The organism is Rhodospirillaceae bacterium, assembly GCA_040219235.1.
Classification (GTDB): Bacteria; Pseudomonadota; Alphaproteobacteria; order Rhodospirillales; family Rhodospirillaceae; genus WLXB01.
On sequence record JAVJSV010000002.1, the window covers coordinates 45,069 to 58,151 of the forward strand.

The 13,083-nt window shown below is 50.9% G+C and carries 10 protein-coding genes; all 10 read right to left on the reverse strand.

From position 1 onward, the window contains the following. Positions 1–55: 55 nt before the first annotated feature. Entirely contained in the window at positions 56–1,153 is a 1,098-nt protein-coding gene (locus tag RIC29_00335; protein MEQ8733342.1) for a hypothetical protein, read from the reverse strand. Continuing rightward, positions 1,150–2,502, reverse strand: coding sequence for a DUF1552 domain-containing protein (locus tag RIC29_00340; protein MEQ8733343.1), 1,353 nt, complete (start codon positions 2,500–2,502; stop codon positions 1,150–1,152). The genes RIC29_00335 and RIC29_00340 overlap by 4 nt, the downstream gene beginning before the upstream one ends. Continuing rightward, entirely contained in the window at positions 2,499–4,136 is a 1,638-nt protein-coding gene (locus RIC29_00345; GenBank protein MEQ8733344.1) for a DUF1592 domain-containing protein, read from the reverse strand. The genes RIC29_00340 and RIC29_00345 overlap by 4 nt, the downstream gene beginning before the upstream one ends. A gap of 65 nt (positions 4,137–4,201) precedes the next feature. After that, positions 4,202–5,407: a hypothetical protein gene (locus RIC29_00350; protein MEQ8733345.1), complete on the reverse strand. Its 1,206-nt coding sequence runs from the start codon at positions 5,405–5,407 to the stop codon at positions 4,202–4,204. Positions 5,408–5,446: 39 nt separating this feature from the next. Next, positions 5,447–5,950, reverse strand: coding sequence for a CHRD domain-containing protein (locus RIC29_00355; GenBank protein MEQ8733346.1), 504 nt, complete (start codon positions 5,948–5,950; stop codon positions 5,447–5,449). Between the two features lie 64 nt (positions 5,951–6,014). Next, positions 6,015–8,081 carry a PQQ-dependent dehydrogenase, methanol/ethanol family gene (locus tag RIC29_00360; protein MEQ8733347.1) on the reverse strand — a complete coding sequence of 689 codons (2,067 nt, stop codon included), beginning with the start codon at positions 8,079–8,081 and terminating at the stop codon, positions 6,015–6,017. A gap of 172 nt (positions 8,082–8,253) precedes the next feature. Beyond that, positions 8,254–10,584 carry a TonB-dependent receptor gene (locus RIC29_00365; GenBank protein MEQ8733348.1) on the reverse strand — a complete coding sequence of 777 codons (2,331 nt, stop codon included), beginning with the start codon at positions 10,582–10,584 and terminating at the stop codon, positions 8,254–8,256. Between the two features lie 127 nt (positions 10,585–10,711). Then, a complete protein-coding gene (locus RIC29_00370; GenBank protein MEQ8733349.1) occupies positions 10,712–10,900 on the reverse strand; it encodes a hypothetical protein in 189 nt (62 codons plus the stop codon). Positions 10,901–10,987: 87 nt separating this feature from the next. Further along, positions 10,988–12,535, reverse strand: coding sequence for a tannase/feruloyl esterase family alpha/beta hydrolase (locus tag RIC29_00375; GenBank protein ID MEQ8733350.1), 1,548 nt, complete (start codon positions 12,533–12,535; stop codon positions 10,988–10,990). Positions 12,536–12,790: 255 nt separating this feature from the next. Beyond that, on the reverse strand, positions 12,791–13,000 hold the full coding sequence (locus tag RIC29_00380) for a hypothetical protein (protein MEQ8733351.1): 210 nt from the start codon (positions 12,998–13,000) through the stop codon (positions 12,791–12,793). Between the last annotated feature and the right edge of the window lie 83 nt (positions 13,001–13,083).

Below are 13,083 nucleotides of genomic sequence, written 5' to 3' on the forward strand. Positions count from 1 at the left end.
TTCATCGACAGAGAGGCTTTGCGAGCAGGGTCTAGAGACGTCATTAGGTATCTCGCTAAGTCCGGGATCGACGAAGCCCAGTGTCAACCGGAATGATACGCCACCCATCGCCAATACGATAACCAACAGCGATTCCGTTGCCTTTCATATCGCCGGGCTTTTGATCTCTTGTATGGGTATAAAGAAGTTGTCCTTTATAAGACCATTGCATTTGGCCTGCTTCATTTTCAACGATGACCCAGTTTCCGACCGACTGTTCTTCAGGCTTAGCTAAAATTGCCCGCCAATTCGCTTTCATACACGCTTCAGGACACGTCTGCGCCGCATTGATGGCATTGATATCAACGGGTGCATAAATGGTGAGTCCCTCTTCATTGGCATAGGCCAACCCAAGGTCGACTTGTTCGACAGTGATCCACGGCGGCAACCCAGGAGCAGGTTCAAGGATGACCGCAAACCACTCACCCTCTAGTCCATGCCCATGTATGTCTTGCGGGTCATTGTCTTTGTCGTAAGTAAATAAAGGGTCCCCATTATAAGACCACTGGCGCGCACCTTCAGCGATGGTTTGGATACTCCAATCACCTTGATCAAATGCGAGCCATGGAGCTTCAAAAGCGGACCAATGGTTTGGCAGCATCCGTTGCGCTTCAGCACTGGCGGAAGGCGTCCGTGAATAGAGTGTGCGCCCTCTGTGGTCAGCTAGAACTAAACCGAGTGCCGTTGTTTCGATTGTCATACCAGCTGGCACTTGCCGTATTTCGAATAAAACTTGCCAACGCCCCCGCGCCTGCCCGTCTCCGAGCCGTGCTTGAGGAAATGTATCTTTCACATAGGTGTAGAGTGGTCTGTCTTTATAGGCCCACTGGAATGAGTCATCCGGACGCTTGATGACGCTCCACACCCCCTGATCCTGCGCAGTAGCAGGGGCTTGCAAAGGAGCCCACGTCTCCAAACAACCCTCAAGGCAGGTCACTTCGCCCGCAGCCGCCTCGGGTTCATTCCAGTACAGCGACTGTTGCGCTTCTGTCATGAAATAAACGCCAGCGCCTGTCCTTTGAACCTGAATTCCCTCTGGAACACCGCTGGACTGCGCACTGGCTGTTGTCGTATAAATCGCCAGAGCGCTTAGGATCGCTAGAAGCTTCATCATGCCAAGATTTCAGCGATCGGGTTAGAGGTTCGCAAAGAACGGGTTCCCCACTCAGCTACTGGAACATCCATGATCTGCATCAACGTCAAACCAATACGGGATTGAGGCGAAGCACTGCCCTTAACATGCATGCCTGTCTTGACGCGCCCACCAGCCTTGCCGATCGTAAGACTTGGAATTCCAATCACGGAATGAGTTTTGGCATCGCTGGTGTCAGTTTGGGCAAAAATAAGCATGTTATCTAGGAGCGTTCCGTCACCTTCTCGAATATTAGAGAATGTATCCAGCATGCGCGACAGAGCTTCGAAGCTCCTTTCATTGAACCACGCCGTTTGCACCTGATACCCAAGGTGATCATCGGGCGGCTCTTCGTGGGACAGTATATGGTGGGTAAACGTCGTTCCCTTAACCCGTAACTCTGATGCCGCCTGACAATACATCATATTGAACACACGCGTCTGATCACAGGCAAGTGCCAGTGCTAGAATCTGCGCCATGGCATCATGCGTGTCATTGACAGCCTCCACCTCGTACCCCAACGGGCCTTCCTCTGGCTGCTCTGGTTTGTGGCACGCCTCCATCGCCGGTGGCGCTGATAGCGACACTTCCAGTTGCTGCTCTAGCTCACGGACTGATGTGAAATACTGATCCAATCGCACCTTGTCATCATAACCGACCGTTTGCACCAATCGTTTGCGGTCTTCCTCCACAGCAGACAAAACGCTTTGCCGCAACATAACGCGGGGGTCTGGTTTGAAATCCTTATCAGCCGGGTCTCGAAATTCCGGGCCAAACAGTCGAAGATAGAAATTCAAAGGCGATACTTCAGCCGCATTATGATTGCCCACGCTCCGATAAGAGTAACTGTCTATCGGATTACCCGTACTTGAGAGTTCAAGAGACTTAAACCGGCTCTGATTACCGATCTTATCTGCAATGATAGTATCTAGTGTCGGCGCAGGAATCATCCCAAAGCCCTGCGGAACACTTCCCGTCTTCCCGGCGACCCATCCTGTATAGTGAACCGCACTAGCGGCACCATCGAGTGGTGTGTTGAACCCGCTAAAATAGTTTATGTACTCTTTTTTGTACGGCTCAAGAGACGTGCATTCGTCAATGAATTCATAGTCGCTTCCGTCGAGGGCCCGCATACCGCGTCCTGGTGTATGCCCTAGCCCCCAAAACCAAGTTCCGAATCTTAGTGGCATTGGTGCGCCCGAGGCCAAAGCAGAGCCCTGATCATTGAGGAACAAATTCAGAAATGGCACACCGACGCCCACGGTCGCTCCAGCAAGGGTGCCGCGCAAAAATGAACGTCTATTGGGTTTATGTGTCTTCAGGAGAGTCATGAGTCTGAGCCTTTGCTTGTCGTCTTCAGATTTCCCACTTGTGTTTCTGCGCTGCTATCTAATTGTGGCGCAGTAACCGCAAAGAAGTTTTCACTTGCGGCAACCGAGTGAAGTAAGGGTTTAAACCGGTACCCACTTTCGGCGAACTGATTAATGAGAAAACTAAGCCAATCTTTCTCCTCAGGGCCTGGTTTACGCGCCAAACCATAGGCAAGCGTTTGTTCAACCAGACAAACCGGAATTGCAGGATTCTGACTTAAGGCATCGGCCAATCCAAACTGGTTGGCATAATCAATACCATCAAGGTTTCCGCTGACATCAATCTCGAAGCCCATATCTTTCGTTCTGTATTGCCCCGCACCATCATAGTTCTCAAGAGACAGGCCAATGCCGTCCGTGAGCCTATGACACCCTGCACAAGATGCTACAGAATTATGTACATCGAGACGTTCTCGGGCCACCAATTGCTGCGAACTGGGCTCATTAAAGACGCTAAAATCTATGTCAGCAGGCGGTTCAGGAATAGTCTGGCACAACAGTAACTCCCGAACAGCTTTTCCGCGGATGGTTGGAGAACTTCGACCCGGGTGTGAGTGTAACGCGATAAATCCCGCCAGTGATTGAATGCCAGAGCGCCCTTCACTGTCTGCGAATTCGTAGGGTGTCCACAGATCGGGTTCTGACACTGGAGTTCTATAAACACGACCCAGGGGCCCACTCATAAACGTCTTTCGAGTGACAAATAAATCTCGGTAATCCGCATCGTCATTTAGCAAGTGATGTTCGATCGTAAGGAGCAATTGCTCCCGCGCATCCTCCGTCGCTTGCGGATCAAATGCCGGATAGATGAGATTGTCTTTTTCAAGATGATCAAACTCATCAAGATGAAGCATGTCAGCAAAAAAAGCTTGCACACCACGACTCAGGCGCGGTGACTGCATCATACGACCTAGCTCAGCTTCTAAGCCTTTTGAGGTGGAAAGGGCACCAGACTCCGCAGCATCCAGCAAAACTGCATCAGGTGTGGTGTTCCACAGAAAGAAACTCAACCGGGCCGCTTTCGCATAAACGGTCAGCTCTACATTCTCCGCCGAGACATCTTCCACCTCGTCTATGACGAAGAGAAATTTAGGGCTGACCATTAAAGATGTAAGGCCGAAGGCGAGACCCTCGTAGAAATTGCCGAGTTGTTTGCTGGCTGTTTCGGTCAAATCAATAGCTTGTGAGAGTTCTGATTGATCAAGCGACCGGCGAAATAATAGTCGACCAACGGGCTCTAAAAATGCCCTTGCGCAAGCCTCATCTGGTCCATCAATTCGGGCTGGTTCACAGGGCATGAACAATCCACGGTTCTGTTCGTTTAAGACCTGTTCTGCAATGGAGTGAGCGAGTTTTTCATATTTATCGAAACTCGATGCCGAAATGGTTGCGTTACCAGCACCAATGGAGACCAAGCCATCCTGGCGGAGAATCGGATCGAAACTTCCCGAAACGATAATGTGGTCACCAAATAAGTCTGAAACGACGTTGCGGTATTGCTGTTCTGTTAAACGGCGCAAGGTTGGTTCCGCACCTTCAATGACCGGTACCGGCTCACTACAGGCAGAAATGCCAAATAGGAGGGCTGTTGCCATCAACATCGTCTTCATACTTGAAGACCGGTGAAACCTAGATTTCTTGCTCTGGTTAATCTTATCGTTCATTTGCGCACACTGGTTATATTTTCGGCCAATCGTTCAGCATCACTCTGATCATCATCCGTAATAATAAATCCTGCGACTGCATCGAAGGTGAAGGCCGATGACAACGCCGTGCACTGGCCGGTTTCAGGATCGGGGTAACCGTCCGCAAGCTCGTGGGCGGCAACATACATAGCCGGACAACTATACTGCCCGACCGGAACATTATGCTGCACCTTCTGTATATGATCCCAAAAACTAGAGACAGGGTGATACCCCGCCCAAAGACCTTTTGCCCTCGTACCTTCCTCTGAAATATCCATTTCTATGCGGAAGTCGCGGAACACCATATCTGTAAAGCCATCATTGCCATGAAGCGGCAGAGTCACGTCACCAGATTCTGTGGTGAGCACGCCATCGGTTATCTTGCCTGATACCGTGTCGCCATATCTGTTCTTTATTGTTTGATAACTGCCGTAGGGAACAATGCGTCCGACCGTATCAAAATTCAAATCCGTTGCTGACAAATAAAATGAAACCTCAACGTCGTCATCATTGCGTGGGTCGTCGACATTTTTAACATCAATAAGAATAATGCCTTTGCTCTCATCCTGACGCTCACGATTGGCGTGGTGTTCGAGATAGCCTTCAGACCTATAGCCATACACACAGCCCATCAAACGATAGAGTTGGTTATCAACACCTGTCGTCTTTCCATCCGGTGTTTGAAAGTTGCCATGAGCACAGCTTTTGGGTGTTGCGCTGCCGTCCTCATTCCCGTCAAGATTCATCCCATAGGAATACTTGCCCGTGACCGTGCGCATGGGGGGATCTATGACCGATTCCGGATGCCAGCAAACATCCTCTCCATTTGGGCCACGCAGGTATTGGTTAGGCCGTCGCGGCAAATCTAAGACTTGTAGCGTTCCGCCCCCAGTCTCTATGTCTTTTTCTTCAGGAGACAAGCCGTTAAACCAAATTTCATCATTTCCAATGACGATGCCTTCTGGACATTCCTCCATATATTCCGTGTCGTATATGGCCGTATACCAAGATTCGACAACAAAACCGAGCCGGTTTGCCTCCGCCGCATTCGCTTCGTTGGCCTGGCCTGAGAAGCAGCCCGCAACCAATGCAATAGCAGAAATTTTAACAGAACTCATCGACATCAAACCGAACTTCAGTTTTGAATCCACTTTCGCTTTTACTCCTGTGCTGCAGATCATGTCTTTCATCCCTAGTCCGTCAGTCTCGGTCTTCATAATTTAATTGTATTCGGTTTTCTTAAAACCGGGGGGCGGCACCGTATCCAGTTTGCCGCGCAATTCACCGTGATCATAATTCTCTGTTTTCAGAAGGACATACGTCCACCCAAGCAGCATGTATTGGACATGTGAATCAGATACCTTGAGAGACCCCGTGATCGGACTCTCCAAACCATTGATACCCAAATCAATAATTGCGACCGCATTGGTGCCTGGCTGCGCCGGTCCATGAAGAGTTATGCCCGTGGGAGGTGATGTGAGATTTTCGTATTCCACCTCCCAACTGATTTCCATCGTGTTGAGGTCGAAGCGGACTTTCGCAAACCCTGCCCCTTCACTTTGTGTCAGTATGGTCTGGTGATCTGCAGACAGATCCGCTTCAAATAAGCGGATACCGCCCCAGGCATCTTCAGACTGGGCCGGTAAACTGGCAAACAGAGTCATCAACATACCACCAAACAGCATGCTTGTTTTGTGAATGAACCGGGTTAATTGCCAAACCATAGTCAGGTACCTTGCTCCAACTTCCTGTTGGGTTGCTGTGTTTGCCCTGTAATTCTTGTTGCCTTCACTGCACCGGACCAGAGTCTTGCATAAACGCTGACGTACCGGCTTTTTGAGACTCAGATATTACGTACTGCCGGATCGCCTCGGAAATCTCCGGATTTAAAACATCTTGAAAGGATACCATTCCGACGCCCGACAACAGGCCATCAATAACAACGTCATTCCATAACCCGTTGTCCATATAGTCGGAGAATCGCAAGTCAGGCTGAATCTTATTCCCTCGGGCTTCCCGTCCATGACAGGCAAAACAGTACCGGTGGAAAACTTTGCGCCCGACAGCAACGGATTCTGAATTCACTTCTTCTTCAGGCGGATCACGCAACACTTCCGGCTCATATGTATACGCCGGTAGTGTGGCTGTCCCACCAAGCTTAAACGCGACCACGCGGTTCGCATGCGGCAAGTCAGATGGGCGATAAACTGGGCCCTCCATCATAGTCGCAGCACCTCGGCCAAGAGCGATCACAATATATTGATCGTCCCCGATCTGGTAGGAAATAGGTCCTGCGATTCCGCTATTCTGAACATCAGACGACCAAAGAACTTCGCCAGAAGAGGCATGATAAGCCTCAAAATGACCTGTGCGGGTGCCCCTAAAAACCAAATCACCGGCCGTCGCTAACAGGCCACCCCCACTGCCTTCGACACGCCACGCTTCACTTTGCGTCGCGGGGTCCCACGCAAGAAGATAACTGCCTCTCTGCCGTTCTTCACCAACACTCGAAAAATCCATTGTTATGCTCAAGTCATAACCCAGATTCCAAAAACCTACAGCATGTTCAAACGTAGGATCATTCTGCCATAAGAACCGGCTATCAAGCGTCGGGATGTAAACAAGCCCTGTGTCCGGACTGTAGGCCATCGGATTCCAATTGTGCCCTCCGGATGGCCCTGGCTCAATATAAACCGGTTCAGCACCAACATTTCGCATGCCAGGGTTTTCGATTGGCCGCCCCGTTATAAGATCAACATGGCTGGCCCAATTCACACCCGTAAACGGCTCCGCGGAAATCACCTTCCCTGTTGAACGGTCCAACACGTAAAAGAAGCCGTTTTTGGGCGCTTGCATCAAGACTTTGCGCTCTACACCTTCGATCTCAATGTCGGCCAAGATGATCGGTTGAGTCGCGGTAAAATCCCAATTGTCACCTGGGGTCGTCTGGTAGTGCCAAACGTACTCGCCAGTATCGGGGCGCAAAGCGACAATAGATGATAGATAGAGGTTGTCTCCACCCTCAGGAGACCTAAAGGCTGCATTCCAGGGCGTGCCGTTCCCTGTACCAATGTACAGCAGGTCTAAATCGGGATCATAGACGACCGCATCCCAAACTGTTCCACCACCGCCAATTTTCCACCACTCCCCGGACCAGGTTTCGGCGGCAACACGCATCGCGTCATTTTCAAACCCTTCGGCCGGATCTCCAGGAATCGTGTAAAAACGCCAATCCATTTCCCCAGTATCGACGTTGTATGCCGACACATAGCCACGCACGTCATATTCAGCGCCCGCGTTACCGATAATCACCCGGTTTTTAACGACGCGCGGGGCACCCGTGATCGTATAGGCTTGGTTGGGGTCGGTGGTCACCGTTTCCCATACTTTTGTGCCGGTCTTCGCATCAATGGCGATGAGCCGGCCATCAAGCGTACCAACAAAAACTTTATTGTTCGCTACGGCTGCGCCACGGTTCACCGGCTGGCAACATGCTTTGAGAAGTGTCTCGGGAGGAACTTCAGGGTCAAAGTACCAGACCTGCTTACCTGTCTTGGCATCCAAGGCAAAGACTTTACCCATAGCTTCGGTCACGTACATGATGCCGTCGACGACGATGGGAGTTGCTTCGACGACATTGTGATCGTTGAGATCAAAATACCAGTCCAGCGCAAGATCACTGACACTGGAAACGTTTATTTGGTCAAGGGGACTGAAGCGTTGTTCAGAATAAGTTCTGCCGTGGGACAACCAGTTTCCCGGTTCGGAATCTGCGCTTACAAGCCTTTCATCCGCAAAAACATATGCGCTAACTGTCGATGCAAACAACACACCGACTGCGAACTTGACGAACATGGAAAGCGATCCCTCTTAAGTCAGCATCATTGACACACGACAGTGGATAATATTTCAAAATCTCTACTTCATTGTTTCTACTTCTGGCTTCTCATAAAGATTCTCACTCCGTCGACCTATTATTAAACAAGGATGCGGCGGAGTGAGAAATCTCTAGGAGAGAAGTTTATACTTAGAAGTTGTAGTTCATCCTCAGGCCGTAGGTCGTCTTCTTCGGCAGAGCAATGTTAAGCGCCGTTGGCGTAAAGGTTTGATAATCAAAAGCTTTTTGCGCTTGGTCGGGTGTTTCGTCGCCAAGGATGTTCTTGCCCCACAACTCGATACGCATGTCCGCCATGTCGATGCCGATACGGGCATTGAGCAGGTATTGCGAACCGGTGTTGAGCAAGTTGGCCCGGGTGATGTACTTTCCACCAATGTACAGAAGGTCAGCACCCATATACCAATCCATCGAGCTGTTCAAAGCACTGGTGTAAGTCCCGTTGATGAACCCTTGAGTCCTCGGCGCCTGTTCCAGCCGGTTACCAACCACGTCCGTGTCAGCACTTATTGATGCAACAGACAGGTCCAGCCCACGCTTGATCGTCGTATCGTTGATGGAGTATGCCGCGGAGACGTTGAACTCGTCGGTCACTTGGAAGGATGTTTCGAATTCAATACCCTTCATGTTTGTCTTGCCTAGATTAGTCAGGACGGTGCCGATAAACAACGAAGGCTGCAGTAGGGTGATCGACTGCGGGGTCTGCGCATCGGAGATCGAACCGGTGTAAGCGGTCAACGTCACGGTACCGCGTCCATCCATGAACTTGGACTTGATACCAACATCGAAGGAATCCAACGTCTCTTGTTCGACCTCGAGGCTTGCACCCGTCGCCGCCTCGACCGCTTCCGCAACGCCCGGTGCCAAGCCACCTGGAGAGAGGTTGGAGTTGAACGCACCCGGGCGAGACCCGCGCGCCCACAATGCGAAGATCATGGTGTCATCAGACACGTTGTACTTGAGAGAGACACGCGGCGTGAAGACATTCCACTTACCCTCCACCGGCGTACCCGGACCTGCTGCGTCAGTAGCCCAGAACCTCGGTGAGTCTTTGATCTTGTCAGTCTGGTAGCGGCCTTCAAGTCCGACTTCGAAGTCGTCTGTCACATCGTAGTACACGCTCGCAAAGGCAGAATATGTATTGGTCTGGCGGCGGGCGCCCGGCAGAACCAACGGCGCGCCGAGAGACACATCCCCGATCACCGCACCGACGTCAGAGAAATAAAGGTAGTTGCCGCCGATGCTCCAGCGCAGCCGGTCATCACCGGCCGAGGAAATACGAACTTCTTGCGAGAAATCGCTGGCTTCGCCCTCAAGGCTATAAAGCCAAAACGAATCTGGTCTAAGGGCAGGATTGCCAGCGGCAAACGGATTCACGAAGTTCTCATTCGACCATTCTTGCTGGATGTTGGCATCCTTGGTCCTGTTGTACCCAGTAGTCGCTTCAAGGGTAACATCGTTTTCGAGGGTATAGGCGACCTGCAGATTAGCGTGGTAGTTTATGCTTTTCAGCCCCGGCTTAGTGTTAAAATCACCAAACTGTAGGGCTGGAACCGTCAAATCCAGCCAGCGCTGGTCGACGAACCGTGCGTGTGAATCGTTATCACTCGCTTCAGGAACGGTGCCACAGAACCAATCGAAATCTCCATCGCCATCAACGTCACACGTGTGATCCTCGGCAATGAAGCGGATATGAGCCCCTGGGTTGTCCCTATATTTATACAAGTTGCCGACAGCCCGGATTTCAAGTTGCTCACTGGGGGTGAATTTGAGAGTGCCCCACAGGCTTGACGTCGTCTGGCCACCGAGCGGTTGACTCGTGGAGGAACTTTGATATTGCGCCCCCTCGTTGCGGTGCTCACCGCTGAGCCGGAAAGACACTTTATCTTCCACAAGCGGTCCTTCAACGGACAGACCGAGACGGGTGGTATCGTAGTTGGCGTACTCCGCGACGGCACGACCGCTCCATTCGTCTCCGGGTTCGCGGGTGGTCACACTGATGGCGCCGGAGAACGTGTTACGGCCGAAGGTCGCTGTCTGCGGCCCCTTCAAGACTTCGATGCGCTCGATGTCGAGTGTACCCGGCGTATTTCCGCTGTAAATGGGAACACCATCAAGGAACAGAACGGCGGCACTTGAGGATTGTGCGAAATTGTTGATCGAGAGACCACGGATCACATACTGGCTGCTTGCACGGTCCTGCCGTCCGGTACCGCCGAAGTCGGTATAGAACATGCCAGGCGTCATGCGCGACATTTCTTCCATGTTCTGCAGATTGTACTTATCAAGCTGAGCAGCACTCAGAGCCGTGATCGACAACGGCACGTCGAGCAATGTTTCGTCACGCTTACGCGCGGTCACCACAATTTCTTCCAGCGCAAGACTTTGAGCAGCTGTCTCTCCCGCGAACGCCATTAATGCCAGTGCACTTGTAAGTGTAAAGAATTTATTCTTGCTAAGCATGCTTAGCTTCCTCCCCAATTGTTCATACTCCCCAGGACCTAACACGCCGTGAGCACGTCACCCTAAGTTAAGTAATTTTAATGTCAAAATTCCGTGACGTTATATCCAATGCTTTCTGTGAAGTTAGCTATGCAAAATATTTATATGGTGATTCTTTAGCAATCAGCGGCGGCTCATCATCCGCTTTCTCTGCGGTTAAACGCCCTGAACGATAATGTTCATCAGGCGAAAGATAAAATTTCACACTCGGTGATAAGTATTTTTCATCACACAATTTGAAGAAGATTGCCTTACCGGAGACGATTATAAATCTCATCCGTGGAACTGGCGGGGCGCGTTTAATTGTAGGTTTAGGACATCTTAAGTCAGCTAGCCGATGCAATCATTACGCTTGCGATTCATGTTATTTTTTCACCCAGCTCGCCGGATTAGCAACATCACCGACACCGTCATAAACTGATGTCGCGGGGTATGGGAATATTCTGCGCCCTGTCACAATGGTGTCCGGGTCTAATGGGTGAGCGATATAATTGAACGGTTCCGCTGTTGTACCGTACACATCGAGACTTTCCGGCGCTTTATCGTCTTCGACCCAGCGCTCGAGAGCATCCAGATAATCTGCGGTATTTACACCGTTCCCGCCACGGCAATGGTCCATGCCAGGCATTAAGAACAAGCGGAGAAAGTCTGGCACTACGTCTTCACCAAAAGCGTCCACCTGGGCATTGTAAACATAGAAAGAGGACGCGGGAGTGGCGTCCGTATCGGTCCAGCCATGATAAAGAATGACCTTACCGCCCCTGTTAATATAGGTCTCAAGATTTTTTCCATCAGGACCGAAGTCTAGAAGTCCACCAACTGGGCTGCCTGACGCACCGTGTTTGGCGTAATCAAAATCTGCCAAGGTCGCGTCGGGACCGATCTTGCGTTCAACCGTAAACTGGGCGCTTCCGGCACGTCGCGGTCCACGGTCTCCAGTGCCGATGAACCCTGCAATCCAATCCCGCTCAGAACCTTTGGTGTAGCCAAGAGCGTAAAAGGGAGAGCCATCGGCACGGCGGGCACCGTCATAGATTTTGTTGGCTGCATCGATTTGTTCTGCAGTTAAACAGCGATCTGTTTGTGAACCTTCACAACGCAATGAGTCCGGTTTGAAGGTGCAACTCAAAGGATCGCCGACGACGCCATCCTGAACACCATCATCCATGTCACAACGCTGCAGCACTGATTCGGCAAGAAGTGTGATCGCATCGACCGTTAAAATGGGGGTTCCGTCCGCACGGGTATTCGAAGCATAGGCAAAAACATTATGCGGTGTAACCATCTGAGCCGCCGGAGCGCCAGCAATGACGCCATCATAATCATCAGGATACATCAGAGCTTCGGTTAAACCTTGACGCCCACCGGTCGAACAGCCGCGAAAGTATGCGTAGTCTTGGGCGCGGTCATAAGCTGCCGCAATAATAGCTTTTGTGAGAAGCGTTGCGCGGTGCGTCGCGCGATGCTGCCACTCTTCAACCAATTCTTCGTTGAACGTCCACTCCCGCGGGTCTTCACCCGGCGCGAGGCTATGGCCCATATCTGTTGTGGCTACCACATAGTTACGCGATAGGGCGTCGGCACCCTGGTTGGTGCGGATCACACCGCAAAGACCGCCGCATCCGGTAAAGAGTAGGCGGCCATTCCAGTCCGATATAGGCAACTGGATTTCAACACCTGTGGAAGGGGCGATGGTCGCCAATATATGGCAGTGCGCAGGCTGCCCATCTCCACCGTTCGAGACAACCGCCGCTTTGGTTATTGACACGGGGGCACCAACAGCAGGGTTGAAATCTTTCCCAGCAAGAGCTTCACAGGACATTGTAGCCAAAGCAGCAGCGTTAGAAACAGCCATTTGAGCAAAGCACACTAGAAAGACCGCGAAGAAGGTGTTTGTTTTAAGTCGTTTCATTGATGTCTCTCACTCAGGCATAATATTTCTATTTTATTTTCAAAGGACCGTAGTGCGTTGGACCGCTATATGGGTTCGCATTATCGCACAAATTTTCCATCCTTGAGCCAAACCTCACCATCAATTGTAACGATGCAATCAATAAGAAGATCGCGCCATCGTAAATAACGCCCTGTGACAACTCCACTCCTAATAACCTTATTGTTGATAGCAGTTTGCTATACATTTACACACCCATCGTCTGCCCTCAACAGATCACCTGCATCCATACTTTTGAGCAGGATTGGTATTGGCAAAGTTAGTCCCTTGGGTCCCTGCAAGTTGATACAACATATAGGCAACCGCACTGTTGTGATCGACGCCAAGACCTTGGTTGTACATGCCGCTCTGATTATCAATGCCTGCAGCATTTTCTTGCTCTGCGGCAAGACGTTCAGGCGTCTTACTCAGAGCCAGAATTGCCAAAAGAAAAGCATTGCCAATGGGATCACATTAATCGGATTATAGACGATCATTGCCTGTCTCAAGCGGATGAGGCTTTCGAAAAG